This is a genomic window from Streptomyces sp. RFCAC02 (assembly GCF_004193175.1).
Taxonomy (GTDB): domain Bacteria; phylum Actinomycetota; class Actinomycetes; order Streptomycetales; family Streptomycetaceae; genus Streptomyces.
In genome coordinates this window covers 797,527-824,143 of sequence record NZ_SAUH01000001.1, presented here as the reverse complement: position 1 = coordinate 824,143, position 26,617 = coordinate 797,527, and the positions used below count along the sequence as shown (strand labels likewise).

23 protein-coding genes and 1 pseudogene are annotated in these 26,617 nt (G+C 74.4%); 18 read left to right on the top strand and 6 right to left on the bottom strand.

Translation table 11 applies throughout. The features are described from left to right. Positions 1 to 10 precede the first annotated feature (10 nt). The 13 genes from EMA09_RS03660 (at position 11) to der (ending at position 14,853) form a co-directional block, all read left to right on the top strand. Complete coding sequence (locus EMA09_RS03660) at positions 11 to 1,690, top strand: CTP synthase (RefSeq protein ID WP_129843815.1); 1,680 nt, start codon at positions 11 to 13, stop codon at positions 1,688 to 1,690. A 13-nt stretch (positions 1,691 to 1,703) separates the two neighbouring features. Beyond that, the gene (locus tag EMA09_RS03655; protein ID WP_129838829.1) at positions 1,704 to 2,348 is read left to right on the top strand and encodes an NUDIX hydrolase; all 645 of its coding nucleotides are present in this window, start codon (positions 1,704 to 1,706) and stop codon (positions 2,346 to 2,348) included. 46 nt (positions 2,349 to 2,394) lie between these two features. Then, the gene (locus EMA09_RS03650) at positions 2,395 to 4,563 is read left to right on the top strand and encodes a tetratricopeptide repeat protein (protein WP_240796216.1); all 2,169 of its coding nucleotides are present in this window, start codon (positions 2,395 to 2,397) and stop codon (positions 4,561 to 4,563) included. Between the two features lie 97 nt (positions 4,564 to 4,660). Further along, positions 4,661 to 5,776: an alanine dehydrogenase gene (gene ald / locus EMA09_RS03645; RefSeq protein WP_129843813.1), complete on the top strand. Its 1,116-nt coding sequence runs from the start codon at positions 4,661 to 4,663 to the stop codon at positions 5,774 to 5,776. 480 nt (positions 5,777 to 6,256) lie between these two features. Further along, positions 6,257 to 7,264, top strand: coding sequence for a ParA family protein (locus EMA09_RS03640; protein ID WP_240796215.1), 1,008 nt, complete (start codon positions 6,257 to 6,259; stop codon positions 7,262 to 7,264). Continuing rightward, entirely contained in the window at positions 7,249 to 7,854 is a 606-nt protein-coding gene (locus tag EMA09_RS03635; RefSeq protein ID WP_240796214.1) for a hypothetical protein, read from the top strand. Before EMA09_RS03640 ends, EMA09_RS03635 begins: the two co-directional genes overlap by 16 nt. Positions 7,855 to 7,931: 77 nt before the next feature. Then, positions 7,932 to 9,011, top strand: coding sequence for a segregation/condensation protein A (locus tag EMA09_RS03630; protein WP_129838827.1), 1,080 nt, complete (start codon positions 7,932 to 7,934; stop codon positions 9,009 to 9,011). Then, positions 9,008 to 9,769 carry an SMC-Scp complex subunit ScpB gene (gene scpB, locus EMA09_RS03625; RefSeq protein WP_129838825.1) on the top strand — a complete coding sequence of 254 codons (762 nt, stop codon included), beginning with the start codon at positions 9,008 to 9,010 and terminating at the stop codon, positions 9,767 to 9,769. The genes EMA09_RS03630 and scpB overlap by 4 nt, the downstream gene beginning before the upstream one ends. Further along, positions 9,681 to 10,730, top strand: coding sequence for a pseudouridine synthase (locus EMA09_RS03620; protein WP_129838823.1), 1,050 nt, complete (start codon positions 9,681 to 9,683; stop codon positions 10,728 to 10,730). Before scpB ends, EMA09_RS03620 begins: the two co-directional genes overlap by 89 nt. Next, positions 10,730 to 11,815: a prephenate dehydrogenase gene (locus tag EMA09_RS03615; RefSeq protein WP_129838821.1), complete on the top strand. Its 1,086-nt coding sequence runs from the start codon at positions 10,730 to 10,732 to the stop codon at positions 11,813 to 11,815. Before EMA09_RS03620 ends, EMA09_RS03615 begins: the two co-directional genes overlap by 1 nt. A 103-nt stretch (positions 11,816 to 11,918) precedes the next feature. After that, positions 11,919 to 12,617, top strand: coding sequence for a (d)CMP kinase (gene cmk / locus EMA09_RS03610; RefSeq protein ID WP_129838819.1), 699 nt, complete (start codon positions 11,919 to 11,921; stop codon positions 12,615 to 12,617). After that, a complete protein-coding gene (locus EMA09_RS03605; RefSeq protein WP_129838817.1) occupies positions 12,614 to 13,264 on the top strand; it encodes a lysophospholipid acyltransferase family protein in 651 nt (216 codons plus the stop codon). Before cmk ends, EMA09_RS03605 begins: the two co-directional genes overlap by 4 nt. A 137-nt stretch (positions 13,265 to 13,401) precedes the next feature. Beyond that, the gene (gene der, locus EMA09_RS03600; protein ID WP_129838815.1) at positions 13,402 to 14,853 is read left to right on the top strand and encodes a ribosome biogenesis GTPase Der; all 1,452 of its coding nucleotides are present in this window, start codon (positions 13,402 to 13,404) and stop codon (positions 14,851 to 14,853) included. Between the two features lie 64 nt (positions 14,854 to 14,917). Here the strand turns inward: der and EMA09_RS03595 are convergent, their stop codons facing one another. Together EMA09_RS03595 and EMA09_RS03590 are read right to left on the bottom strand one after the other, a co-directional pair. Continuing rightward, on the bottom strand, positions 14,918 to 15,226 hold the full coding sequence (locus EMA09_RS03595) for a hypothetical protein (RefSeq protein ID WP_129838813.1): 309 nt from the start codon (positions 15,224 to 15,226) through the stop codon (positions 14,918 to 14,920). Positions 15,227 to 15,437: 211 nt separating this feature from the next. Further along, positions 15,438 to 16,226, bottom strand: coding sequence for a hypothetical protein (locus EMA09_RS03590; RefSeq protein ID WP_129838811.1), 789 nt, complete (start codon positions 16,224 to 16,226; stop codon positions 15,438 to 15,440). Positions 16,227 to 16,780: 554 nt separating this feature from the next. Between EMA09_RS03590 and EMA09_RS03585 the strand changes: the two genes are divergently transcribed. Then, on the top strand, positions 16,781 to 16,885 hold the full coding sequence (locus EMA09_RS03585; protein ID WP_346655803.1) for an I78 family peptidase inhibitor: 105 nt from the start codon (positions 16,781 to 16,783) through the stop codon (positions 16,883 to 16,885). A gap of 3 nt (positions 16,886 to 16,888) precedes the next feature. Here EMA09_RS03585 and EMA09_RS03580 read toward each other — a convergent pair whose 3' ends face one another. Next, on the bottom strand, positions 16,889 to 17,848 hold the full coding sequence (locus tag EMA09_RS03580) for a phosphatase PAP2 family protein (RefSeq protein ID WP_129838807.1): 960 nt from the start codon (positions 17,846 to 17,848) through the stop codon (positions 16,889 to 16,891). Between the two features lie 443 nt (positions 17,849 to 18,291). Here EMA09_RS03580 and EMA09_RS03575 point away from each other — a divergent pair, with 443 nt between their 5' ends. Next, entirely contained in the window at positions 18,292 to 19,902 is a 1,611-nt protein-coding gene (locus EMA09_RS03575) for an MFS transporter (protein ID WP_129838805.1), read from the top strand. Positions 19,903 to 20,063: 161 nt separating this feature from the next. Here EMA09_RS03575 and sepF read toward each other — a convergent pair whose 3' ends face one another. Continuing rightward, positions 20,064 to 20,507, bottom strand: a complete 444-nt coding sequence (gene sepF, locus EMA09_RS03570) for a cell division protein SepF (protein ID WP_129838803.1) — start codon at positions 20,505 to 20,507, stop codon at positions 20,064 to 20,066. 435 nt (positions 20,508 to 20,942) lie between these two features. On the opposite strand from sepF, the pseudogene EMA09_RS03565 reads away from it, so the two are divergent. The 3 genes and pseudogenes from EMA09_RS03565 to EMA09_RS03555 form a co-directional block, all read left to right on the top strand. Then, positions 20,943 to 21,827 (top strand): annotated as a pseudogene (locus EMA09_RS03565) (S1 family peptidase); the annotation flags it as partial. Positions 21,828 to 22,306: 479 nt separating this feature from the next. Then, positions 22,307 to 23,398, top strand: a complete 1,092-nt coding sequence (locus EMA09_RS03560; protein WP_129838799.1) for a S1 family peptidase — start codon at positions 22,307 to 22,309, stop codon at positions 23,396 to 23,398. A gap of 88 nt (positions 23,399 to 23,486) precedes the next feature. Continuing rightward, positions 23,487 to 24,686, top strand: a complete 1,200-nt coding sequence (locus EMA09_RS03555; protein WP_129838797.1) for a DUF5685 family protein — start codon at positions 23,487 to 23,489, stop codon at positions 24,684 to 24,686. 87 nt (positions 24,687 to 24,773) lie between these two features. Here the strand turns inward: EMA09_RS03555 and EMA09_RS03550 are convergent, their stop codons facing one another. Together EMA09_RS03550 and EMA09_RS03545 are read right to left on the bottom strand one after the other, a co-directional pair. After that, on the bottom strand, positions 24,774 to 25,799 hold the full coding sequence (locus EMA09_RS03550; protein WP_129838795.1) for an aspartate-semialdehyde dehydrogenase: 1,026 nt from the start codon (positions 25,797 to 25,799) through the stop codon (positions 24,774 to 24,776). Positions 25,800 to 25,916: 117 nt separating this feature from the next. Further along, on the bottom strand, positions 25,917 to 26,603 hold the full coding sequence (locus EMA09_RS03545; protein WP_129838793.1) for an HAD family hydrolase: 687 nt from the start codon (positions 26,601 to 26,603) through the stop codon (positions 25,917 to 25,919). Positions 26,604 to 26,617: the final 14 nt, after the last annotated feature.

Below are 26,617 nucleotides of genomic sequence, written 5' to 3'. Positions count from 1 at the left end.
TCTTTTGGCCATTCCGCCCAGTACCACGACGACCAAGCACATCTTCGTCACCGGCGGGGTCGCCTCCTCGCTGGGCAAGGGGCTCACCGCGTCCAGCCTGGGCGCGCTGCTCAAGGCGCGCGGGTTGCGCGTCACCATGCAGAAGCTCGACCCGTACCTCAACGTCGACCCCGGCACGATGAACCCGTTCCAGCACGGCGAGGTCTTCGTGACCGACGACGGCGCCGAGACCGACCTGGACATCGGGCACTACGAGCGCTTCCTCGACGTCGACCTCGACGGCAGCGCCAACGTCACCACCGGCCAGGTCTACTCCACCGTGATCGCCAAAGAGCGCCGCGGCGAGTACCTGGGCGACACCGTGCAGGTCATCCCGCACATCACCAACGAGATCAAGCACCGCATCCGCCGCATGGCGACCGACGACGTCGACGTCGTGATCACCGAGGTCGGCGGCACGGTCGGCGACATCGAGTCGCTGCCGTTCCTCGAATCCGTGCGGCAGGTGCGGCACGAGGTCGGCCGCGACAACGTCTTCGTCGTCCACATCTCGCTGCTGCCCTACATCGGCCCGTCCGGCGAGCTGAAGACCAAGCCGACCCAGCACTCGGTCGCCGCCCTGCGCAACATCGGCATCCAGCCCGACGCCATCGTGCTGCGCGCCGACCGCGAGGTGCCGGACTCCATCAAGCGCAAGATCTCCCTCATGTGCGACGTGGACGACGCCGCCGTCGTCGCCTGCATCGACGCCAAGTCGATCTACGACATCCCGCGCGTCCTGCACGGCGAGGGCCTCGACGCCTACGTCGTGCGCCGCCTCGACCTGCCCTTCCGCGACGTGGACTGGACCCAGTGGGACGACCTGCTGCGCCGCGTCCACCACCCCGAGCACGAGGTGACGGTCGCGCTGGTCGGCAAGTACATCGACCTGCCCGACGCCTACCTGTCGGTCACGGAGGCGCTGCGGGCCGGCGGCTTCGCGAACAACGCGCGCGTCCGCGTCAAGTGGGTCACCTCCGACGACTGCCGCACCCAGGCCGGCGCCGCCGAGCAGCTCGGCGACGTCGACGCCATCTGCGTGCCCGGCGGCTTCGGCGAGCGCGGTGTCGAGGGCAAGATCTCCGCCATCCGCTTCGCCCGCGAGAACCGCGTCCCGCTGCTCGGCCTGTGCCTCGGCCTGCAGTGCATCGTCATCGAAGCCGCGCGCAACCTCGCCGGCATCGAAGGGGCGGGCTCCACCGAGTTCGACCCGGCGGCGCCGCACCCGGTCATCTCCACGATGGAGGAGCAGCTCGACATCGTCGAGGGCGAGGGCGACATGGGCGGCACCATGCGCCTCGGCCTGTACCCGGCGCGCCTCGCGGAGGGGTCCGTCGTGCGCGAGGCGTACGACGGGGCCGAGATGGTGCACGAGCGCCACCGCCACCGCTACGAGGTGAACAACTCCTACCGCGCCGAGCTGGAGAAGGCGGGCCTCGTGTTCTCCGGCACCTCGCCCGACAACCAGCTCGTCGAGTACGTCGAGTACCCGCGCGAGGTCCACCCCTACCTGGTCGCGACGCAGGCCCACCCCGAGCTGCGGTCGCGCCCGACCCGGCCGCACCCGCTGTTCGCGGGCCTGGTCCGGGCGGCCGTGGTGGCCCGTGGCGCGACGGCCGTGACCGGTCCCGACCGGGCGGAGCAGGCGTAGGAGACTGGGTGCCATGAGCGAGCAGACCGGCGACTTCCTCGCCGACACCCCGGCGCACTGGCCCGTCGCCGCCACGGAGACGCCGTTCACCGGCGCCAAGACCAGCGTCCGCGCCGACGACGTGGTGATGCCCGACGGGTCGACGGCCCGCCGGGACTACCAGGTGCACCCCGGCTCGGTCGCGATCCTGGCCCTGGACGAGCGGGACCAGGTGGTCGTGATCGAGCAGTACCGCCACCCCGTGCGGCACAGGCTGTGGGAGATCCCCGCCGGGCTCCTCGACGTCCCCGGCGAGAACCCGCTGCACGCCGCGCAGCGCGAGCTGTACGAGGAGGCGCACATCAAGGCCGAGGAGTGGCGCGTCCTCGTGGACGTGTACACCTCGCCCGGCGGCTCGGACGAGGCGGTGCGGATCTTCCTCGCGACCGAGCTGTCCGCCGCGCCGGGGGAGCGGTTCGCCGCCGGTGAGGAGGAGGCGGACATGCGGCACGCCCGCGTCCCGGTGGCCGACCTCGTCCGCGCCGTCCTCGCCGGGCGGCTGCACAACTCGTGCCTGACCTACGGGGTGCTCGCGCTCCAGGCCGCCAGGGCGGGGGACGGTGTCGCGGCGCTGCGCCCGGCGGACGCGCCCTGGCCGGCCCGCCCGTTCCCCGCCTGACGTGTCCTGACCTGCCGGTGCCCGGCGCGTGGCATACGCTCGGCCCGTGACGGACGTGACGCACCCAACAGTCACCGACAGGCCACACGCACCCGAGTTCCTGGGGCGCCGCCGCGAGCTGGCGGCGCTCCGTTCCGACATCGACCGGGCCGGTCTCGACACGCTGGCCGGCCGTCCGGCACCGCGCTGCCGCGTCCTGCTCGTCGCGGGCCGGCCGGGCACCGGGCGCAGCGCGCTGGCCGACAAGTTCGCCCGCGACCTGGCCGGCTCCGGCGCGTACCCGGACGGCGCGGTGCGCGCGTGCCTCTCGGAGCCCGGGGGCGTGCCGGTGCCGAGCGGGCGCGCGGCCCGTGAGCTGCTCGACGCCCTGGGCGAGCGGCCGCCGGCCGGCGCGTCGGACGACGAGCTGTGCGATCTCCTGCGCGAGGCCCTCGACCGGTGCCGCGCGGTCGTCGTCCTGGACGACGTGCGCACGGCCGGACAGCTCGCCGACCTCATCCCCGACAGCCGGACCAGCCTGGTCGTCGCTGTGGCACGCGGCCCCCTCACCGGGGTGCCGGACGTGCGGCCGTGCACGCTCGCCGGCCTCGACCGGCCGACGGCGCTGCGGCTGCTCGCGCGCGGCGCGGGGCCGGTGCGGATCACGGTGGACCCGATCGCCGCCGAGAGCCTCGCGGAGGCGTGCGGCGACCTGCCGGCCGCGCTCGTCCTGGCGGCGGGCTGGCTCGCCGCCCACCCGGAGGCCACCGTCTCCGACGCCCTGCACCGCATGGCGGACGACCCGGTCGGCGATCTGCTCGCGCGGCACGTCGCGCCGCCGGCGCCGCCCGCGCCCCGCGCGGGAGGCGGCGACGCCCCCGCGCCGGACGGGGCGGGGGACGACGGGGGTGAGCCGGGCGCCGGCGCGGGGCGGGCGCGCGCCCGCGACACGGCGGACGGCCCGCTGCGCCGCGCGTTCGGCCTCGTCCACTCCGCCCTCCCCGCGCCCGCCGCGCGCATGCTGCGGCTGCTGTCCCTCGCGCCCGCCGGCGTCGTCGACCCCCACACGGCCGCCGCGCTCGCGGGCTGCCCGGTCCCCGCCGCCCGCGCGGCACTCGCGGGGTTCGCGTCCCTCGGACTGCTGCGGGTCACCCCCGATCCGGACCGGTACCGGATCCCGGGCTGTCTCGAGGACATCGTCGGGGCGCTCCTGGACACCCAGGAGCGTCCGGCGGAGGTCGTCCTCGCCCGCGCCCGCATGCTGGAGCGGACCGTGCGCCGGCTGCGGGCCGCCGAGGCCATCGCCGAGCCGCCCGGCAGCCCCGCGCGCAAGTGGCTCTCCCGGCTGCCCGGTGCCCTCCGGTTCGAGACCCGGGCGGCTGCCGCCGACTGGCTGGCCGTCAGTCGTGCCGAGCTGCTGGCCGCCGCCCGCGCCGCCGTCGCCGACGGCGGCCTCGACACCCTCGCCCGCCGCCTCCTCGCCGCCCTCACCCGCGCGCTGGTCGCCCACCGGGGCGCCGCCGGGGCCGCCGTGGACCTCTACCGGCTCCACGAACTCGTCATCGAGGTCGCCCGCCGCCAGCGGCTGCCCCGCGAACTCGCCGCGGCCCACCTGAACCTCGGCGACATCGACGCACGCGCCGGCCGCCACACCGCCGCCCTCGGCCGCTACCGCGCCGCCCTGGAGGCGGCCCGCGGGGAGCGGGACGGCGCCGACCGCGAGACCGTGGGCCGCGCCCTCGCCTCCCTGGGCGACACGTACGCCGAACTCGACGACTGGCAGCGTGCCGCCGACTGGTACGGGCGCGCCCTGTCCCTCGCCCAGGCCCGCGGCGACCTCGCCGACATCGCCCGCCTCCACGCCCGCGTCGGCGACGCCCTGGAGCGCACCGACCAGTTCACCGACGCCCTGCGCGCCTGGCGTGCCGCCGCGGCGGCGCACCGGCGGCTGGGCGACGTGCCCGCGCAGGCCCGCGCGCTCGCCGACGCGGCCCGCGTGCTGGAGCGCGCCGACCGTACGGAGGACGCCGCCCGTACGGCGAGGGACGCCCTGCGGCTCGCGGAACGCGCCGGCGACCCGCGGCTCCAGGCCGCGCTGCGGCTGCGGCTCGCCGAGTGCGCGGACCGGCTCGGCGACACCGCGGCCGCCGACCGCCACCGCGCCGTGGCCGACACGCTCCTGGCCGGGGAGGCCCCCGCCCTGCCGTCCGCCCCGGCTTTCGAAACTCAGACGTAACGACGAATACGCTGGCTGAAACAAAGGCTGCATCAGGTAACGACCTTCAATAGACTGGTTCGCGCAGTGTTTTTCCGAACCGAGGAACGTGATCCCCTTGAAGGTCGGCATCCCCCGCGAGGTCAAGAACAACGAGTTCCGCGTCGCCATCACCCCCGCCGGTGTCCACGAGCTGACCGGCCGGGGCCACACCGTCCTCGTGGAGCGCGGCGCCGGCCTCGGCTCGGCCCTTCCCGACACGGAGTACGCCGCGGCCGGCGCGACCCTGGTGCCGGCGGCCGACGACGTGTGGGCCGACGCCGAACTGCTCCTCAAGGTCAAGGAGCCCGTCGCCGAGGAGTACCACCGCCTGTGCGACGGCCAGACCCTCTTCACCTACCTCCACCTCGCCGCCTCCCGTGCCTGCACCGACGCGCTCCTCGCGGCCAGGACCACGGCGATCGCGTACGAGACCGTGCAGACCGCCGACCGTGCGCTCCCGCTGCTCGCCCCCATGTCCGAGGTGGCGGGCCGCATCGCCCCCCAGGTCGGCGCGTACCACCTCATGCGGTCGGCGGGCGGGCGCGGCGTCCTGCCGGGCGGCGTCCCCGGCACCCCGGCGGCGCGCGCCGTCGTCATCGGCGGCGGGGTCTCCGGGTTCAACGCGACGCAGATCGCCGTCGGCATGGGCTTCGACGTCACGCTGCTTGACACCGACGCGGCCAAGCTGCGGGAGGCCGACCGGATCTTCGGCAACCGCGTGCGGACCAGCGCGTCCAACGCCTACGCCCTGGAGCGCGCCGTGCTCGACGCCGACCTCGTCATCGGCGCGGTCCTGGTGCCCGGCGCCCGCGCGCCGAAGCTGGTGGGCGACGACCTCGTGGCCCGGATGCGCCCCGGAAGTGTCCTTGTCGACATCGCGATCGACCAGGGCGGCTGTTTCGCCGATTCACGCCCCACCACCCACGCCGAGCCGACGTTCCCGGTGCACGGATCGGTCTTCTACTGCGTAGCGAACATGCCGGGAGTCGTCCCGAACACCTCGACCTGGGCGCTGACGAACGCGACCCTGCCGTACGTCGTCCGGCTCGCCGACCGCGGGTGGCGCGACGCGCTGCGCGCCGATCCGTCGCTGGTCAGCGGCCTGAACACCCATGCCGGCGCGGTGTTCTCGGCCCCCGTCGCCGAGGCCCACGGCCTGCCGTGCGCCGAACCGCGTTCCGTGCTCGGGTGACCCGGCGCGGCGCCGGGTCAACTCCCGGCGTCAACATCGGGAATGTCACACACCGCGTGCGGCGCGTCGGCGCGCCGCACGGCGGGTCGTGTTCAGGCCACCTCCCGACACATGGTCAACTCGCCGTGATGATGGCCCTTTGAGCGGTTCGCGGGCCGGTGAAACGTCCCACTGGTGAGCCTTGCGCCGTTGACAGGCGAATGTTCGACGGCCGACACATCCGTGCCGGTCCGGCGGATTGTGTTGCTGTGGACCGCCGACACGCCATAGAGTCGCCAATCGTCGGCATGGTGCAACGCTGACTCTGTCCAGATGTTTCCTGGTCCCCAAGGAGGTAAGACGACTTGTGAATGAGTCGATAATTACTCCCGGGGAGGGCAACCAGAGGTCCCGGCAGGACGACATGGCGCCACGGATCGTCCCGGCGCCCCGGGCTCCGTCGCCGTCCACACCTTCGCAACCCACCAGAGCCAACCGAGCATGACTGCGCATCAGAGCACGGAAGACCGCACGGGCGGCGATGCCGACCGTTTCCCCGACTACGAGGAGCTGCCCGACGGGCAGTTCTACGACCCCGACGCGGAGTACGAGCCGGACCCGGAGTACGCGGCCACCATCGCGCCCGACGCTGCGCGCCAGCGCCGCGAGCGCATCGGCCCCACCGGCCGGCCGCTCCCGTACTTCCCGATTCCCGGCCCCCTCACCGAGCGCGGCCCGGCGAAGATCATCGCCATGTGCAACCAGAAGGGCGGCGTCGGCAAGACCACGTCGGCCATCAACCTGGGCGCCGCCCTCGCCGAGTACGGACGCCGCGTCCTGCTGGTGGACTTCGACCCGCAGGGCGCCCTCTCGGTCGGCCTCGGCGTCAACCCGATGGAGCTCGACCTCACCATCTACAACCTGCTGATGGAGCGGGGCATGGCCCCCGACGAGGTGCTGCTGAAGACCGCCGTCGCCGGCATGGACCTGCTCCCCAGCAACATCGACCTCTCCGCGGCCGAGGTCCAGCTCGTCAGCGAGGTCGCCCGCGAGTCGACGCTCCAGCGCGCCCTCCAGCCGCTGCTCGCCGACTACGACTTCATCATCATCGACTGCCAGCCGTCCCTCGGCCTGCTCACGGTGAACGCGCTGACCGCGGCGCACAAGGTGATCGTGCCGCTGGAGTGCGAGTTCTTCGCGCTGCGCGGTGTCGCGCTGCTGACCGAGACGATCGAGAAGGTCCAGGAGCGGCTGAACCCGCAGCTCAGCCTCGACGGCATCCTGGCGACGATGTACGACTCCCGGACGGTGCACAGCCGCGAGGTCCTCGCCCGGGTGGTCGAGGCGTTCGACGACAACGTGTACCACACCGTCATCGGCCGGACCGTCCGCTTCCCGGAGACCACGGTCGCCGGCGAGCCCATCACCACCTACGCCTCGAACTCCGTCGGTGCCGCCGCCTACCGCCAGCTCGCAAGGGAGGTGCTCGCCCGGTGCCACGCCGAGTGAGTCTCCCGGCGGCTGACGAACTCTTCCGTACCACCGGTGGGGCCGGTGTCCAGTCCTCGACGCCGCAGGAGAGCGGCGGCGCGGCCCAGGAACGCGGCACCGCCGCCCGGCTCCCCGCCCCGGCGGCCGAGCAGCCCGCCGGCCCGGGGACGGACGGCGACGACGGCGCGGCCGGCACCAGTCCCGGCGCGGGCACGTCCGGGCCGGCCCAGGGGACCGGCGACGACGCGCGGGGGCGCCGCCCGGGGCAGGAGCGCGCGTCCGGCGGCGCCGCGGTCCCCGGCCAGCCGAAGCGGGAAGCCGCCGGCGGCAAGGCCGCCCCGGCCCGGAGCACCGCCGCCTCCTCCTCCCGCCGGGGCCGCGCCGCGCGCCGCCCCAGCGGCCGGGAGCGGCACGACGAGAAGATCACGGTCTACGTCTCCGCCGAGGAGCTGATGGACCTCGAACACGCCCGGCTCGTCCTGCGCGGGGAGCACGGCCTCGCCGTCGATCGCGGCCGCATCGTGCGGGAGGCCGTGGCGGTCGTCCTCGCGGACCTGGAGTCCCGGGGCGACGCGAGCATCCTCGTCCGGCGCCTGCGCGGCCGCTGACCCGCGGCGCGGGGACCCGTACGACGCGCGGTGCGGCATGTCCCCGCGCGGGGGCATGAGGGGTAATCTGCCCCGCGATGACCCCGTCCGTTCCCGACCCCCGTCCCCGCCGCCCCCTGGGCCGAGGCCCCGGCGCGGCGCCGGCGCTGCCACGGGACGAGGACGGCGGCGGTACGGGAGAGGCGCCCGCGTCGCCGCCGGAGGGGTCCCCGGCCACCCCCGCGCCCGCGGCCCCGCCACCCGGCCCGTCGGTGGACGGTTCCCCCGACACCCCGAGGGACGCGACGGCCGGCGGGCGCGTGCCGGGCGCCCGCGGCGGCGACGGCGGTTTCACCGTGGTCCTGGAGAACTTCGAGGGGCCGTTCGACCTGCTGCTCCAGCTCATCTCCCGGCACAAGCTCGATGTCACCGAGGTCGCGCTCTCCCGCGTCACCGACGACTTCATGGCGCACATCCGCGCCATGGGACCCGATCTCGACCTGGACCGCACGACCGAGTTCCTCGTCGTCGCCGCCACCCTGCTCGACCTCAAGGCCGCCCGGCTCCTGCCCGCCGCCGAGGTCGAGGACGAGGCCGACCTCGCCCTGCTCGAAGCCCGCGACCTGCTGTTCGCGCGGCTGCTCCAGTACCGGGCGTACAAGAGGGTGGCCGACATCCTCGCCGACCGGATGGCGGCCGAGAGCCTGCGCCACCCCAGGACCGTCGGCCTCGAACCGCACCACGCCGCGCTGCTGCCCGAGGTCGTCATCAGCGTCGGTCCCGAGGGATTCGCCCGGCTCGCGGTGAAGGCGATGCAGCCGAAGCCGAAGCCGCAGGTGTACGTCGACCACATCCACGCCCCGCTGGTCAGCGTCAGGGAGCAGGCCGAGATCGTCGTGGCGCGGCTGCGGGAGCGCGGGCGGGCGGCGTTCACCGAGCTGACCGCCGACGCCCCCGACACCCTCACCGTCGTCGCCCGCTTCCTCGCCCTGCTGGAGCTGTACCGTGAGCGCGCCGTCGCCCTCGACCAGGACGAGGCGCTCGGTCCCCTGCTCGTGCGCTGGACCGGCGGCGCCGAGGACAGCGGCGGCGCCCTGGTCAGCGGCGAGTTCGACCCCGAGCGCGAGGGCCGGGCCGCCGGCCGCGACACCGCACCGCAGGAGGAGCCCGCCCCATGAGCGCCGACGCATCCGCGACCGACACCGCGCCCGCACCGGAGGCCGGGGGCAAAGCCGCCCCCGGAGCGCCGGCCCTCAAGCCCGCGCTCGAAGCGGTCCTCATGGTCGTGGACGAACCCGCCCGCGAGGACCACCTCGCCCGTGTCCTCGGTCACCCCCGCCGCGCGGTGGCCGCCGCCCTGCGGGAGCTGGCCGACGAGTACACCGCCCAGGACCGCGGCTTCGAGCTGCGGCTCGTCGCCGGCGGCTGGCGCTTCTACACGCGGCCCGCGTACGCCGAGGCCGTCGAGGCGTTCGTCCTGGACGGCCAGCACGCCCGCCTCACCCAGGCCGCCCTGGAGACCCTCGCAGTCGTCGCGTACCGGCAGCCCGTCAGCCGCTCGCGGGTGTCCGCGGTGCGCGGTGTCAACTGCGACGGCGTCATGCGGACCCTGCTCCAGCGCGGACTGGTGACCGAGGCGGGCACCGAACCCGAAACAGGTGCGATCCTGTACGGGACGACGCACTACTTCCTGGAACGCATGGGCCTTCGCGACCTGGGGGAGCTCCCCGAGCTCGCGCCCTTCCTCCCCGAGGCGGACCAGGTGGAGGGTGAGAGCCGGGAGGGAGTGCCGTCGTTCAGCGTGGACGAAGATGCAGACGACAGCGGCGACTCCCAACGGATCATTGATGCGAAGCAGCGGCAGGAACAGCGGCAGGAACGGCCAGAGTGGCCAGGGCGGCCGGAACAACCGGGACGACCGGAGCAACCGGAATGACCGGGGCGCCGGCAGCGGCCGGGACGACAGACGGCAGGGCACGGGCCGCCCCCGGCCCGAGGAGCGCCGTCACGGCCGCCCCGGCAGCCCGGCCGGCGGCGGCCGGGGCTCCGGCGGCCGGCGCCCGGGCTCGGGGGGCGGTCCCGTCCGGTCGCGCGAGTACGAGGCGATGATCGAGGAGCGCAACCGGGAACGCCACGACAAGCCCGCCGTCCGCGTCCCCAGGACGTTCGGCGAGCCCGACGGCGAGCGCCTGCAGAAGGTGCTCGCCCGCGCCGGCCTCGGCTCGCGCCGCGCCTGCGAGGAGCTGATCGAGCAGGGCCGCGTCGAGGTCAACGGCAAGCGTGTCACCTCGCAGGGCCGCCGCGTCGACCCCGAGAAGGACGAGATCAAGGTCGACGGGCTGACGGTGGCCGCCCAGACGTACCTCTTCTTCGCGCTGAACAAGCCGGCCGGCGTCGTCTCCTCCATGGAGGACCCCGAGGGCCGCCAGTGCCTCGGCGACTACGTGACGAACCGCGAGACCCGCCTCTTCCACGTCGGCCGGCTCGACACCGAGACGGAGGGCCTCATCCTCCTCACCAACCACGGTGAGCTGGCCCACCGCCTCACCCACCCCCGGTACGGCGTCACCAAGACGTACCTCGCCGCCATCCGCGGCCCCATCCCGCGCGACCTCGGCAAGCGCCTCAAGGACGGCGTGCAGCTGGAGGACGGGTACGCCCGCGCCGACCACTTCCGCGTCGTGGAGAACACCGGCCGCGACTACCTGGTCGAGGTCACCCTGCACGAGGGCCGCAAGCACATCGTCCGCCGGATGCTCGCCGAGACGGGCTTCCCCGTGGACCGGCTCGTGCGCACGCACTTCGGCCCCATCGCGCTCGGCGACCAGAAGTCGGGCTGGCTGCGCCGCATGACGCACACCGAGGTCGGCCGCCTCATGAAGGAGGTCGGCCTGTAATGCGCACCGCACTCGTCGCCGGCACCGGCCTCATCGGCACCTCGATCGCCCTCGCGCTGTCCGCGCGCGGCGTCCGCGTGCACCTGGAGGACCACGACCCCGACCAGCCGAAGACCGCGGCCGCCCTCGGCGCCGGCACCGACGAGCCGCCCGCGGGGCCCGTCGACCTCGCGGTGATCGCCGTCCCGCCCGCGTTCATCGCCGGTGTCACCGCCGCCCTCCAGCGGCGCGGCGCGGCCCGCGGCTACGTGGACGTCGGCAGCGTCAAGGGCGGTCCACGCCGCGAGCTGGCCGACCTGGGCGGCGACCTGGACACCTACCTGGGCACGCACCCGCTGTCCGGGAAGGAACGCTCCGGGCCGCTCGCCGCGACCGCCGACCTCTTCGAGGGCAGGCCGTGGGTCCTCACCCCCACCGCCGGCTGCGACACGGAGGTCCTGAACCTCGCGCTCGAACTGATCGCCCTGTGCCGCGCCGTCCCGATCGTCATGGACGCCGACGCCCACGACCGGGCCGTCGCGCTCGTCTCGCACACCCCGCAGATCGTCTCCAGCCTGGTCGCGGCCCGCCTCGAGTCCGCGCCCGAGTCCGCCGTGCGGCTGTGCGGGCAGGGCATCGGCGACGTCACGCGGATCGCCGCCTCCGACCCCCGCATGTGGCTCGACATCCTCGGCGCCAACCCCGGCCCCGTCGCCGACGTGCTCGCGGAGGTGGCCGCCGACCTGGAGGAGACCGTACGGTCCCTGCGCGCCCTGGAGGCCGCCGACGAGGCCAAGCGCGACGCCGGGATGGCCGGCGTCGAGGACCTCCTGCGGCGCGGCCGCGCGGGCCGGGACCGGGTCCCGGGCAAGCACGGCGCCGCGCCCGCCGCGTACGAGACGGTGTCCGTGCACATCACCGACCGGCCCGGCGAGCTGGCGCGGATCTTCGCCGACGCGGGCGAGGCCGGCGTCAACGTGGAGGACGTCCGCATCGAGCACGCGACCGGCCAGCAGGCGGGGCTCGTCCAGCTCATGGTGGACCCGGGCGCAGCGCCCGGCCTCATCGCCGCGCTCCGCCAGCGGGGCTGGTCCATCCGGCAGTAGGGCACGGGGGCGGGACCGGTACCCTTCTTCCCCGGGGGCGGCCGGTCCCGTCCCCCCGCGCTGTACGACACGCTGGTCGTCCGGGTGGAAAACCGTGAGAAAGGTGCGCACCGCCGTGGCTGAAACCCCTGTCATCGTCGCCATCGATGGCCCTTCCGGCACGGGCAAGTCGAGCACCTCCAAGGCCGTCGCCGACCGCCTCGGCCTCGCGTTCCTCGACACCGGGGCGCAGTACCGCGCGATGACGTGGTGGATGCTGGCCAACGGCGTGGACACCGGTGACCCGGCGGCCGTCGCCGCCGCCGCGGCGAAGCCCGTGATCGTCTCAGGGACCGACCCGCTCGCCCCCACCATCACGGTGGACGGCACGGACGTCGCGGGGCCGATCCGGGAGGAGGCCGTCACCTCCGCCGTCAGCGCCGTGAGCGCCGTCCCCGAGGTGCGCACCCGCATCACCGGACTGCAGCGGACCATCGCGGCCGAGGCGGGCGCCGGCATCGTGGTGGAGGGCCGCGACATCGGCACCACGGTCCTCCCGGACGCCGATGTGAAGATCTTCCTCACCGCGTCCGCCGAGGCCAGGGCCGCGCGCCGGAGCGCCGAGCTGACGGGCGCGGCGGCCGCCGACGTGGCCGCCACCCGGGAGGCGCTCGTGCGCCGTGACACGGCCGACTCGGCCCGCAAGACCTCCCCGCTCGCCAAGGCCGCCGACGCCGTCGAGGTGGACACCACCCACCTCACCCTCGAACAGGTCATCGAGCGCGTCGTCGGCCTGGTCAACGAGAAGCGGCACGATCGGTGACCGAACCCGGCGCCAGGGGCGCGGCGACCGGCCGGCGGATCGCCATCGGTCTCATCAGGGGCGCGTTCAGGCCCCGTGTGCTGGGGGCGTGGCGCGTCCCCGAGCGCGGTCCGGCGATACTGGCCATCAACCACACGCACAACGTCGACGGTCCGGTGCTCATGGGCACGTCCCCCAGGCCCGTGCACTTCCTCATCAAGAAGGAGGCGTTCGTCGGCCCGGTCGGCAGCTTCCTCCGGGGCATCGGACAGGTGCGGGTCGACCGGCAGAGCACCGACCGCGCGGCCGTCACCGGCGCCCTCGACATACTGGCCGGGGGCGGCGTCCTCGGGATATTCCCCGAGGGCACCAGGACGGAGGGGGACTTCGCCGCGCTGCGCGCCGGGCTCGCGTACTTCGCGCTGCGTTCGGCGGCGCCGGTCGTGCCGGTCGCCGTCCTCGGCAGCAACGAGCGGCGCGGGCGGCTCGTGCCCGCGCTGCCGCCGCTGCGGGGGCGGATCGACGTGGTGTTCGGCGACCCGTTCACCGTCGCCGGCGAGGGTCCCGGCGGGCGGCGCACCCGGTCCGCGCTGGACGGCGCGACCGTGCGCATACAGGAGCGGCTGACCGCCCACCTGAAGGACGCCCGCCGGCTCACCGGCCGCTGAGCGACACTGGAGCGACGGGGGCGCGCCGCACGGTGCCTCCCCGCCGCCCCGACCCCGTACCGCACGGGCCGGCCGGCCGCGCGCGGACACCCGCAGACCCGCAGAACGACAGACCCATTAACGAGGTACAGAACTCCATGACCGACCCGAACGAACCGCACGGCGCGCTCGGCGGCGCCGAGTACGAGGAGTTCATGGCCCTCGCCGCCGAGGAGGGGTTCGACGCCGACGAGATCGCCGGGGACCTCGACGCCGCCGCCGCGGGCCCGCTGCCCGTCCTGGCCGTCGTCGGCCGCCCCAATGTCGGCAAGTCGACGCTCGTCAACCGCATCCTCGGCCGCCGTGAGGCCGTCGTCGAGGACCGTCCCGGTGTCACCCGTGACCGCGTCACGTACGAGGCCGAGTGGGCGGGCCGCCGCTTCAAGGTCGTGGACACCGGCGGCTGGGAGCAGGACGTCCTCGGCATCCAGGCGTCCGTCGCGGCGCAGGCCGAGTTCGCGATCGAGGCGGCCGACGCCGTGGTCCTCGTCGTGGACGCGACGGTGGGCGCCACCGACACCGACGAGGCCGTCGTCAAGCTGCTGCGCCGCTCGGGCAAGCCCGTCGTGCTGTGCGCCAACAAGGTCGACGGCTTCTCCATGGAGGGCGAGGCCGCCTATCTGTGGTCCCTCGGCCTCGGCGAGCCGCACCCCGTCTCCGCGCTGCACGGCCGGGGCACGGGCGACATGCTGGACGCCGTCCTCGAGGTCATGCCGGAGGCGCCCCGCGAGACGTTCGGCACGACGCTCGGCGGCCCCCGCAGGATCGCGCTCATCGGCCGCCCCAACGTCGGCAAGTCGTCCCTGCTCAACAAGGTCGCGGGCGAGGACCGGGTCGTCGTGGACGCCACCGCGGGCACCACCCGCGACCCGGTGGACGAGCTGATCGACCTCGGCGGCACGACCTGGCGCTTCGTCGACACCGCCGGCATCAGGCGCCGCGTCCACCTCCAGGACGGCGCCGACTACTACGCGTCCCTGCGGACGGCCGCCGCGCTGGAGAAGGCGGAGGCGGCGATCGTCCTCATCGACGTCACGGAGCCGATCAGCGTCCAGGACACCCGCATCATCACCATGGCGGTGGACGCCGGCCGTGCGCTCGTCATCGCCTACAACAAGTGGGACCAGATCGACGACGAGCGCCGCTTCTACCTGGAGCGCGAGATCGAGCAGGAGCTCGTCCAGGTCCAGTGGGCGCCCCGGGTCAACATCTCGGCGCGCACCGGCCGTCACATGGAGAAGCTGGTGCCCGCCCTGGAGACGGCGCTCGCCGGCTGGGAGAGCCGCGTGCCCACGGGCAAGCTGAACAGCTTCCTCGGCGAGATCGTCGCGTCCAACCCGCACCCGGTGCGGGGCGGCAAGCAGCCGCGCATCCTGTTCGGCACGCAGGCGGGGACGCGGCCGCCGCGGTTCGTGCTGTTCGCCTCCGGCTTCCTGGAGGCCGGCTACCGGCGGTTCGTGGAACGCAGGCTGCGCGAGGAGTTCGGCTTCGAGGGGACCCCGATCCACGTCTCCGTGCGGGTGCGGGAGAAGCGCGGCCGCAAGAAGTGACCACGGCGGGGGCGGGGGCCGCGGACGACGCGCGGTCCCCGCCCCCGGTGCGCCCGCCGCCGGATCAGTGGGCGGTGGAGTGGCCGGACGGTCCTGTGCGCGGCGGGCCTTCCTGGGCACCGCGCACGGGCCGCAGAACGGCCGGGACGAGGACCGCCGGCGCGTGCAGCGCACCCGCGTACCCGTAGCCGTAGGCCGGGAACGCCGTGCCGGAGCCGGTGCCGCGGAACGTGCCGAACGCGACGAAACCCAGATGCTCCTCACCCGAGCGATCCCCCGGCAGCGTCAGGAACAGCCGCCGGTACTCGGCGCACAGCGCGTCGTAGATCGGCGTCTCCGAGCCGGTGGCCGCGTGATCGTACGGCGCGCGCATGGCGGGGATGCCCGCGGGAACCGTGGTGTGCCGGGACGGGTGCTGCGGTCGGGAAGGCTCATAAGGGTGCACGCCAGTCCAACGAGCGGACCGGCCGACGGATGCGGCCCGCGCCGGCCGGGGTCGGGCGGCACGGGCCGCCCGCCGCGTCGCGGCGTGCCCGGCTCCGCCTCCGGACGGCGCGGGGAGCGGTCGTCGGGAGAGCGCCCGATCAGGTGCCCGCGAGCGGCATGGCGGCGGCCACCAGGAGCCCGCCGGCCGCCGCCTTCTCCAGCGCGTCCCGCATCAGGTCCTCGCGCGGCTGCTGCCCGATCGCGCCGGCCGGCGCGCAGTAGACGAGCACGGTGTGCCGCTGGTTGGCGCTGGCACGCCAGCCGTCGGTGACGGCCAGCGGCTGGTGGGCCTGCCACCACGCGCTCGGCGCGCCGCCGGCCGGGGAGCCCTGGAGGACCGCGTGGAGCTGGCCCATGGCGAGCAGCACGGACCAGCCGGGCAGCGTGGCCGGCATCTCCGACACGTCCGTCACCGGCATGAACCCGGCCTCGATCAGCAGCGGCAGGAAGTCGTCGCCCGGACCGTCGGAGCCGGGGCGGGCGATCGGCCCGGTGGGCTCGACCACGATCGCCGGGTACAGGTCGTCCTTGACCAGGATCTGCCCGCAGGTGACGCCGAGGACGGCCTGCTCGGCCTGCTCCGTCCGCCCGTCCGCCCCGGCGGGGCCGTCGCCGACGCCGTCGGAGGTCAGGGAGCGGACGGCGCCCTGGAGCTGCTCCTCGGACACGGACACGACCTGCGAGGGGATGCACGAGGCGTGGGCGAACGCGAGCACGGCCGTCTCCTCGCCCACGAACAGCACGGTGCTGGTGCGCTCCTGCTCGGTGTGGCCCGGGGTGCGGCAGGAGGTGCAGTCGTAGCTGCCCGGGGCGTTCTCGCCGGCGAGCAACCGGTCGGCTTCTTCGTCGCCGATCTCGGCGCGTACGTCGTCGCTGACGTCGAGCAAGGGGACACTGTCGCTCCTCGGTTCGGGCTCTTGTATCGGGGCCACCGGGCCGCGGGGGGCGCGGTGGCCCCGTGCACAACGCCCAAGGCGCCGTTCGGGTCACGCCCGCCGGGCGGCCAATCCCGCGCGCCGTGCCGGGGTGACAGGCGGCGGGGGCGCCCGGGGAGCGGCCCGGAGCAATGTCCGGTCGTTCACCGGCGTTCACCTGGCAGGTGAATCGGCGGTGTTCCGATTCCGCGGGGAAAAGCCTTCCCGGGGGCCGGGAAAAACGGCCGGGAATTCCGTCCGCCGGGCGCCGGCGGGAATGCGGGAAGGGCGCGTCGTCACAGAATGCTCACGTTCGGCCGAACGGGTGGCGCGGCCCTCCGCTGTGACAGAAGCGTGACAGTTCCCCGGCCCGGACGGGACTTCACGGTGGTCCCGCGCCGGCCGTACCGTGGCCGCATGGCACCTCTCCCGCAGCCTCCCAGGACCCCCGGGACGACCCCGACTCCTACCTCGGCCTGCCCGCCGACACCGCCGAACGGCGCGCCCGCGAGCGCGGCTGGTCCCGGGTGCGGTGCCTCGCGCCCGACGCGGTGGTCACCATGGAGTTCATGCCGGGCAGGCTGAACCTCGCCGTCCGGGACGGCGAGGTGGTCCGCTGCTGGCAGGGCTGACGCTCAGCGGCTGCCCACGGGGCGCACGGGTCGCTCGGGGCGCCCCGGCTGGTGCGGACGGCCGGCGGGGGCGTGCGTCCTGACCTTGGCGGCGCGCGCTGGCACCGGGTCGTCCTCCGCGAGCGCGGTCGCGCTCGCGGTGACCGGGCGCGGCGCGAGGTCGGCCTGCGGGACCGGTACCGGCTGGGTCACCGGCCCGGTGCGGCCGGCGGCGGGGCGCGGCCTGCCGGGGGCGCCGAGGACGCGGTCCCACAGCGTCAGCAGCACCGTCTCCACGCGGGTGATGAGCGGCTCGCACCACGGCAGGGCGAGCAGGATCAGCAGCCCCGCGGCCCAGCCGAGCAGTACGTCGCTCACCCAGTGGGTGCCGAGGTAGACGGTGGTGGCGCCCACGCCCAGGGCGCACACGGACGCGATGACCGACAGGGCGCGGCGGGCGCGGTGCGTGGTGGCGAGGTAGGCGAGGATGCCCCAGGTCACGACGGCGTTCGCGGTGTGGCCCGAGGGAAATATGTCGCCGGTGAGCCACATCTCGTTCGAGCCCATGACGGTGGCGTAGTGCGGGCCTTCGCGCCCCATCCCGATCTTCGCGGCGCCGACCGTGAGGTTCAGCAGGAGCAGGGAGCAGCACATCACCAGCAGCGGGCGGGGTGTGCGCTGGCGCCAGGAGCGCCAGCCGAGCCAGGCCGCCACCAGCGCGGCGGTCGGGCCGCGCTGCCCGAGGACGACGAAGTAGTCGAGGAACGCGTGCAGCTCCGGCCACTGCTTGTACGGCCGGAACAGCATCACCTGCCAGTCCAGCCGGACGAGCCAGGAGGTGCTCAGGACCGCCGCCACGACGGCCGCGTAGAACGCCAGGGTCGCGCCCAGCAGTCCGACGCGCACACGGCTCATCACAGGAGCCGGCACGTCGGGTGGCTGAGGCTCCTGTTCGAGGCGGGCGAGGAGTCGGTCGGTACGCACTTTTTCAAGATTACAGCCCGTGATAGCAGGGCTCCCTCGCGGCCCCGTCTTCGTAATGGCGATGTGATGTATGGCGGTTCAATTCACTCGCCCGGTCGGGGTGTGCTTCACGGAATGTACGCGGTCCCGGAATTGCCGTCCGGTGGAATCGCGGCCGCCCGCGGGGAGAATTCCCGGGGAGCGGCCGGCAGGTGAACACCGCCCCGCGGGGGCGCCGCCGGGCTGCCGTAGTCTGTCAGACCACTGTTCGAACGTGAGCGGGTCGCGGCCGTCCGTCCGGGCGCCGGCGCAGGATCGGCCGGGCGTTCGAAGGTCGAATCCGCCACCGGGCAGATCCCCGCCCGCTCCCGTCACCGCGTCCGGCGCCAGCGCACCGCCGGAAGTCCCCCGCGGCGGCGGGGGACCACCGCCGTGCGCAGCCCGACCGGGCAGGAGGTGCGACGATGCCCGGGGCCGTCCCGCCCGGCACCCCGACCGCCGGAACCCCCGCTCCCGCCGGACCACGCAACCGCTGGGTCGTCCTCGTCGTGCTCTGCGTGAGCCTGCTGGTGGTCGCGATCGACGCGACCGTGCTCCATGTCGCCGTCCCCGCGGTCAGCGAGGACCTGCGTCCCGGCGCCGCCGAACTGCTGTGGATCGTCGACGCGTACCCGCTGGTCTGTGCCTCGCTGCTCGTCCTGTTCGGCACGCTCGGCGACCGGGCCGGGCGCCGGCGCGTCCTGCTGATCGGGTACGGCTGCTTCGCGCTCGCCTCGGCCGTCGCCGCGTACGCGCCGGGGCCGGCGGTCCTCATCGGCGCCCGCGCGGCCCTGGGCGCCGCCGGCGCCATGATCATGCCGGCCACGCTCTCCCTGCTGCGGCACGTGTTCCCCGACCGCAGGGAGCGGGCGGTCGCGATCGGGGTGTGGAGCGCCGTCGCCGCCGTCGGCGCGGCGATCGGCCCGCTGGCCGGCGGGCTCCTGCTCGAACACTTCTGGTGGGGGTCGGTCTTCCTCGCCAACCTGCCGCTGATGGCCGTGTGCCTGCCCGCCGGGCGGCTGCTGCTGCCCGAGTCCAGGGGGGACGGTTCGGGGCCGTGGGACGTGGGCGGCGCGGTCCTCGCGGCGGCCGGCCTGTTCGGGGTGATCCTCGCCGTGAAACGGGTGGGCGGCGGGCACCTCATGACGCCCGGGACCGTGCTCGCGGCCGGGGGCGGCGTGCTGCTGCTGTGGCTCTTCGCCCGGCGGCAGTGCCGGCTGGCGGAGCCGCTGATCGATCTGACGGCGTGCCTGCGGCCCGCGTTCGGCACCGCGCTGGCCTGCATCGTGCTGACGGTGCTCGCGCTCGTGGGCCTCGCGCTGGTCGCCGCCCAGTACCTGCAGCTCGTCCTCGACCTGAGCCCGCTGGAGACGGGGCTGCGGCTGCTGCCGCTGAGCGCGGCCGCCGTCGCGGCGGGACTGGCCGGGGCACGCGTGCTGGCCCGGCTCGGGCCGCGCCGCATGGTGACGGCCGGGTTCGTGCTCACGGCGGCCGCCGTCCTCGCGCTGACGGGGCTGCACGGCCACGACAGGCCGGTGCTGATGGCGGCCGGGTTCGTCGCGCTGGGGTTCGGCCTGGAGACGGTGCTGTTCGCGTCGTACGAGTCGATGCTGAGCGATGTCCCCGAGGGGCGGGCCGGCGGGGCGGCCGCGATGGGGGAGACGGCGTACCAGTTCGGCGCGGGGCTCGGGACGGCGGTGCTCGGCAGCGTCATGAACGCGCTCTACGCGCCGGGCGTCCACCGGTTCACGGGGGTGCCGCCCGAGGACCGCGCGGCGGCCGGCCACTCGCTGGGGGAGGCGTACACCGTGGCCGAGCGTGTCGGGGGCGGCGCCGGGGAGGCGCTGCGGCGGACGGCGCGGGACGCGTATGTGCACGCCATGACGGTGACGCTGCTGGTCAGTGCCGCGCTGCTCGTCCTCGGCGCGGTCGCGGCCCGCCGGCTGCCGCGCGGTCCCGTGCGCGGCGGGGAGGGCGGGGCCGGGCATGAGGTGGCCGGCACGCGGGTCCCGCCGGGCGGGAGCGCGGGGGCCTGACGCGGGCGGTGGCGCGGGGAGGGGGCACGGTCCGTCGGCCGGGGTGCCCCGGGAGGCGCGCGGGCGGAAGGCCCGCCGCCTCGGCGCGTTCCGCGGCCGGGTGGTCGGCGGCGCGGACGGACCGGCGGCCGGGGAGCGGATCCCGGCGGCCGCGGAACGCGTCAGCTCTGGTTGAAGAAGCCGCCGTCGGCCGTGCGGTCGTGGTGGGCGGTCACGACCTGGTAGTCGGCGGGCGTGAGGAGGAACACACGGTTGGCCACCCGGTCGATGGTCCCGCGCAGGCCGAAGATCAGGCCGGCGGCGAAGTCCACGACGCGCTTGGCGTCGCCCGAGTCGAGGACCGTGAGGTTCACGACGACGGGGATGCCGTCGCGGAACAGCTCACCGATGCGCCGCGCGTCCCGGAAGCCGTCCGGCGTGACCATGGCGATACGGCCGCCCTGGTCCTGCGCGACCTCGGCGGCCACCCGCACCCTCGGGTCGGTGGCCCACGGTCCCGCGCTGTCGCCCGGCTCGGGGCCTTCCGCGTACTCGTCGTCGTAGTAGCGCATCTCGCGGTCCTCGACGAGACCGAGCCAGGCGCTCGCCTTTCGAACCGATCCCATGGATGCCTCCTCTCTCTCACTCACTTGTGATGCGGCTGGTACCTGACCGCATCCCCCCTATGGTCGTCCATCATGCGGATGAAGCGCCAAGGGAATGCCCATCGGTTCGCGGATTCGTGACGGTTCTGGTGCATTCGATGTGGCCGTTCATCAGCGGCGATGTGGTAGCGGAGTGCTGACGCACAGTAAGTTGCCCGCGCGCGGCCGAACGGGTGATGCCGGGCGGGCGGTGTCCTGAAGGCGTTCTTTCCGCCATGTCCGCCGGTGGGGAGACTCGGAGCAGCGCTTGTCAGGGTCATGGCCATGTGGGGGAACCGCGGCCCCCGCCACGGACACGCTCCTGACCACGCCGCCTCAGCCCACCAGCCGTGGGCTCCGGATTCTCCGACTGGAGGAACAAGTGGGAATGAAGCGCACCGACCCCCACCCCGCACGTCCCGCCGGCTCCGGCTCCTCGCCGCCGCCTCCGGCCTGCTGGCCGCCGTCGCGTTCGCCCTGCCGAACAGCGCGTCGGCCGAACCCGCGGCCGACTACACCACCGCGCAGCTCAGGACCGCCAGTGACGCGGTGCTCGCCGCCGATGTCTCCGGCACCGCGTGGACCGTGGACAAGGCCACGGGCCAGGTCGTCGTGACGGCCGACGAGACCGTCTCGGACGCCGACATCGACCGCATCCGCGGCGGCGCCGGCTCGCTGTCCGGCGCGATCACCGTGGAGCGCGTCGAAGGCAGCTTCGAGCAGTACCTGGCCGGTGGTGACGCCATCTACGCCGACGCCGGGTGGCGCTGCTCCGTCGGCTTCAACGTCCAGATCTCCGGGGCGTACTACTTCCTGACCGCTGGTCACTGCACCGAGGGGTACCCGAACTGGTACACGAACTCCTCGCTCACCGAGTACGTGGGGCCGACCGCCCACAGCAGCTTCCCGGGCAACGACTACGGCCTCGTGCGGTACGCGAACAGCTCCGTCCCGCACCCGGGCACGGTCAACCTGTACAACGGCACCTCCCGTGACATCACCGGCGCCGCGAACGCGACCGTCGGCCTGCGGGTGGAGCGCAGCGGCAGCACCACGGGGCTGCACAGCGGTTCGGTCACCGGGCTCAACTACACGGTGAACTACGGCAACGGCGACATCGTCTCCGGTCTGATCCGCACCAACGTGTGCGCCGAGCCGGGTGACAGCGGCGGTGCGCTCTTCTCGGGGAACACGGCGATCGGGCTCACCTCGGGCGGCAGCGGCAACTGCACCTCGGGCGGCACGACGTTCTTCCAGCCCGTCGTCGAGGCCCTGAACGCCTATGGGGCGACCATCCTCTGACGGTCCGTCCCCAGCCGGGGCCGCCGCGCCCCGTCCGCTCCGCCCCGCCGGTCCGCCGGCGGGGCGGAGTGCTGTGCGGGGCGGGTGGGGTGCCTGTGTGTGACACGGGCCACCGGACATGCGTTCGCCCTGGCGGGGAGGTGGGTGAAAACGGTGGAGCGAACGGTGATTTCCAGACAGGTCCAGACCAGTTGGAACGGTGTCCGCCGGAGCCGGCGGGCGGGTGGGCCGCCGGCCGCCCGGGTGTTCCCCTGTCCGCCCCGCGCGGGAAAGGCCGGAGTGTTCCGGATGGTTTACGCGCATTACGTTTACCGGTGTGTTCATATGTCCGGGGCAAGTTCTCGGTCTTGTGCGGTCCCGGGCCACCTCGGATACTCGCCGGTACCGCTTGGCATGAACGTGACCGGCCCACCGATGGACTGGCCGGGTTCGTGCTCTCTCCGGAGCGCAGGCTCCATCCCCCACAGGAGGAAACGAGCGTGACACACCGACGTACGTCCCACCGGCGGCGGTCCGCGGCAGCGGCGACCGCCGCCGCCGCGCTCCTCGCCGGCCCCCTGGCCGTCCAGGAGGCGACCGCCGACCCGGTGACGGCACCGGCCGCCGCTCCCCGGGTCATGTCGTCCACCGAGGCCGGCACCCTGGCCGCCTCGCTCTCCACCCGCCTCGGCCCCGACACCACCGGCGGCACCTACTACGACGCCGACTCCGGCACCCTCGTCGTCACGGTCGTGGACGAGGCCGCGCTCACCACCGTCCGCGAGGCGGGCGCCGACGCCCGGCTCGTACAGCACAGCCTGACCGAACTCGGCGAGGTCAGGGCGGCGGTCGACGCCCTCGCCGTCCCCGGCACCGCCTGGGCCGTCGACCCGGTGGCCAACGCCGTCCGCGTCACGACGGACGCCACCGTGCGCGGCGCGGCCCTCACCGACCTGCGCACCGCCGTCGCGGAACTCGGCGACGCCGCGACCCTCGACTCCGTCGAGGGCGAGTTCCGCCCGTACCTCGCGGGCGGCGACGCCATCCACAGCTCGGGCTCACGCTGCTCGCTCGGCTTCAACGTGTCCGTGGGCGACACCCCCGCGTTCCTCACCGCCGGGCACTGCGGCAGCGTCGGCAGCACCTGGTCCGACACGGCGGGCGGCGAGGGGGTCGGCACCATGACGCGGGGCGAGTTCCCCGAGTCCGACTACGCGCTCGTCGAGTACGCCGACGCCTCGGCCGAGCACCCGAGCGAGGTGAACCTGTACGACGGCACCGCGCAGGAGATCACCGGTGCCGCCGAGGCGGTCGTCGGCCAGTCGGTGCGGCGCAGCGGCAGCACGACCGGTGTGCACGGCGGCGAGGTGACCGCGGTCGACGTCTCCGTCAGCTATCCGCAGGGCACGGTGTACGGCGTCATCGAGACGACCGTGTGCGCGGAACCCGGCGACAGCGGCGGCGCCCTGTTCGCCGACGGCGACGCGGTCGGCCTCACGTCCGGCGGCAGCGGCGACTGCACGTCCGGCGGCACGACGTTCTTCTACCCCGTGACGGACGCCCTGGAGGCGACGGGAGCTACGATCCCGTAGCCGAGAAGCAGTCAGATCATCGGATGGCGCGGCAGCCCCCGGACCTCCCGGCCGGGGGCTGCCGCGCTGTCCGGGACGGGGAGTGATCGTGTTCGGAATCGTCCGGCCCTGCCGGCACCACCTGCCGGACGGCCTGTTCGCCGAGTGGATGGGGCACCTGTGCGGGCTCTGTCTCGCGCTGCGGAAGGAACGGGGGCAGGCGGCCCGCGTCGCCACCAACTACGACGGCCTGCTGATATCCGTCCTGTACGCCGCCCAGGCGCCCGAGGAGGCACGGGTACGGCGCACGGCGGGTCCCTGCGCGCTGCGCGGCATGCGGACCGCATCGGTCGCGGCCGACCGGGGCGCGCGGCTGGCCGCCGTCGTCTCGCTGGTCCTGGCGTCGGCGAAGCTGCGCGACCACGTCGCCGACCGCGACGGCGTGTGGGCGCGGCCCGTCCTCGCGGGCGCGGCGCGGCGGGTGGCGTCCGGGTGGGACACGGTGGGCACGCGGTCCGGCGCCGACATGGGGTTCGACACGGCCGTGCTGCTCGACGCGGTCGCACGGCAGCCCGGGATCGAACGGCTCGCCGGCCCCGGGACCCCCCTCCTGGTGGTCACCGAGCCCGTCGAGACCGCGACGGCCGCGGCGTTCGCCCACACCGCCGAGCTGGCGGGACGGCCGGGCAACGCCGCGCACCTGACCGAGGCCGGCCGCCTCTTCGGCCGGCTCGCGCACCTCCTCGACGCGGTCGAGGACCTGCGCGAGGACCGGCGCACCGGCGCCTGGAACCCGATCGACGCCACCGGCACCCCGCTGCCCGAGGTGCGGCGGCTGTGCGGCGAGGCCGTCACCGGCATCCGGCTGGCGCTGAAGGACACGGAGTTCACCGACGGCAGGCTCGTGCACCGGCTCCTCGTGCACGAGGTGGAACGGTCCGTCGGGCGGGTGTTCGGCGAGGGCGGGCACCGCCACGGACACGGCGGGGAGCCCGCCCACCTCGGCCCCGGCCCCGACATCGACCCCGACCTGCTGCCCGATCCCGCATGGCTGCCCGACCGCAAGGACAAGAACAAGAAGCGGGGCCTCATCGCCGGCTGCGCCGTGTGGGCCACGATGCTGTGCACCTGCCAGATCTGCTGCCGCGAGGACTACGCCGACCCGTGGACCGGCAAGCAGCGGCACGGCTGCTGCCACTACGGGGACTGCTGCGACTGCGGCTGCAACTGCTGCCAGTGCTGCAGCAGCGGTGACGGTGGCGGTGGCGACGGCGGCTGCTGCGACTGCAACTGCGGCTGCGACTGCTGAGGCCACCGGGCTCCGGCGGACAGGCCGAGGGGGGCGCGGAACCGGGCGTCCGCGCCCCCCTCGTGCGGCTCGTGCCGCTGTGGTGCCTCAGCGTTCGGCCGCGACCAGCTCCGCGATCTGGACGGCGTTCAGCGCGGCGCCCTTGCGGAGGTTGTCGTTGGAGACGAACAGGGCGAGACCGTTCTCCGCGGTCTCGTCCGCCCGGATGCGGCCGACGTAGCTCGCGTCACGGCCGGCGGCCTGCTGCGGCGTCGGGATGTCGGACAGCTCGACGCCCTCGGCGCCGGCCAGCAGCTCGCGGGCGCGCGCCGGGCCGATGGGGCGCTCGAAGCGCGCGTTGATCTGGAGCGAGTGGCCGCTGAAGACGGGGACGCGGACACACGTCCCGGAGACCTTGAGGTCGGGGATCTCCAGGATCTTGCGGCTCTCGTTGCGCAGCTTCTGCTCCTCGTCCGTCTCCTCCAGGCCGTCGTCCACGAGGGAGCCGGCCATCGGCAGGACGTTGAACGCGATGGGGCGCACGTACTGCTTCGGCGCGGGGAAGTCCACGGCCTGGCCGTCGAAGGTGAGGCGCGCCAGATCCTGCCCGACCGCGGAGCGGACCTGGTCCTCCAGTTCGGCGACACCGCTCAGGCCGCTGCCGGACACCGCCTGGTAGGTGGCGACGACGAGCGCCGTCAGCCCCGCCTCCCGGTGAAGGGGGCGCAGCACGGGCATGGCGGCCATCGTGGTGCAGTTGGGGTTGGCGATGATGCCCTTGGGGCGCTGTGCGACGGCGTGCGGGTTGACCTCGGAGACGACGAGCGGGACATCGGGGTCCATGCGCCAGGCGGAGGAGTTGTCGATCACGACGGCGCCGGCGGCCGCGACCTTCTCGGCCAGGGCCTTGGAGGTGCCCTTGCCGGCGGAGAACAGCACGATGTCGAGACCGGAGAAGTCGGCCGTCGCCGCGTCCTCGACGGTCACCGTGCCGTCCTGCCAGGGCAGGACGCTGCCCGCCGAGCGGGCCGAGGCGAACAGCCGGAGCTGGTCGACCGGGAACTTCCGCTCGGCCAGTACGCCGCGCATCACTCCGCCGACCTGTCCGGTGGCTCCGACGATCCCGATCTTCATGAGGCTCCTCACTTGCTCGTGGCGGGGGCGGGGACGCCCCGCCGTCCCGCACCAACCCTGCCCCGTCCGGAGCGCCGGAAGCGAATTCTTTGTCCTGATGATACTTCCGGACGAATGTCACGCCACGGGGCGAGTCCCCGGCCCGGGGAGGCCGAGCAGGGCGGGCAGCTCCCGCATGTCGGAGAAGACCACGGTGTCCCCGCCCGCCAGCCAGGCGGCGGGGGTGAGGCCGCCCGCGTAGCCGAAGGACCGCATCCCGGCCGCGCGCGCGGCGCGGACGCCGTACTGGCTGTCCTCGACGACGGCGCAGCGCTCCGGGGGGACGCCCATGCTCGCCGCGGCGTGGAGGAAGAGGTCGGGTTCCGGTTTGCCGCGCGCGACCTCCGACGCGCTGAAGATGCGGCCGGCGAACCGTTCGTACAGGCCGGTGCGGGTCAGGGTGCGGCGCATCTTCCCGTGGCTGCCGCTTGAGGCGATGCAGTGAAGGAGGGGGCCGTGCGCGTCGAGGGCGTCGAGGACCTCCACGACGCCCTCGACCCCGGCCAGCTCGGTCTCGATGATCCCGGCCAGCCGCAGCCGGTACTGCTCGCTCCAGCGCTCGGCCGCCGCCTCGCCGAGCCGGTCCGCGATCTGGGCGCGGACGGCGCGCTCCGAACGGCCGAGGAAGCGGTCGACGACCTCGTGCTCGGTCAGGGGCCAGCCGAGTTCGGCACCGAGGCCGACGCAGACGCGCAGCGCGAGGGGCTCGCTGTCCACCAGCACGCCGTCGCAGTCGAAGATCACCAGATCAGGGGGGAGCGCCACCCGGGCAGCGTAAC

Excerpts from the sequence above, each read along its gene's own strand:
- EMA09_RS03620 (WP_129838823.1), top strand. The coding sequence starts at position 9,681 with ATGCGAAGCAGCGGCAGGAACAGCGGCAGGAACGGCCAGAGTGGCCAG.
- EMA09_RS03550 (WP_129838795.1), bottom strand. The coding sequence starts at position 25,799 with ATGAAGATCGGGATCGTCGGAGCCACCGGACAGGTCGGCGGAGTGATG.
- scpB (WP_129838825.1), top strand. The coding sequence starts at position 9,008 with ATGAGCGCCGACGCATCCGCGACCGACACCGCGCCCGCACCGGAGGCC.
- EMA09_RS03615 (WP_129838821.1), top strand. The coding sequence starts at position 10,730 with ATGCGCACCGCACTCGTCGCCGGCACCGGCCTCATCGGCACCTCGATC.
- der (WP_129838815.1), top strand. The coding sequence starts at position 13,402 with ATGACCGACCCGAACGAACCGCACGGCGCGCTCGGCGGCGCCGAGTAC.
- EMA09_RS03595 (WP_129838813.1), bottom strand. The coding sequence starts at position 15,226 with ATGCGCGCGCCGTACGATCACGCGGCCACCGGCTCGGAGACGCCGATC.
- EMA09_RS03655 (WP_129838829.1), top strand. The coding sequence starts at position 1,704 with ATGAGCGAGCAGACCGGCGACTTCCTCGCCGACACCCCGGCGCACTGG.
- EMA09_RS03575 (WP_129838805.1), top strand. The coding sequence starts at position 18,292 with ATGCCCGGGGCCGTCCCGCCCGGCACCCCGACCGCCGGAACCCCCGCT.
- EMA09_RS03640 (WP_240796215.1), top strand. The coding sequence starts at position 6,257 with ATGACTGCGCATCAGAGCACGGAAGACCGCACGGGCGGCGATGCCGAC.
- sepF (WP_129838803.1), bottom strand. The coding sequence starts at position 20,507 with ATGGGATCGGTTCGAAAGGCGAGCGCCTGGCTCGGTCTCGTCGAGGAC.
- EMA09_RS03630 (WP_129838827.1), top strand. The coding sequence starts at position 7,932 with ATGACCCCGTCCGTTCCCGACCCCCGTCCCCGCCGCCCCCTGGGCCGA.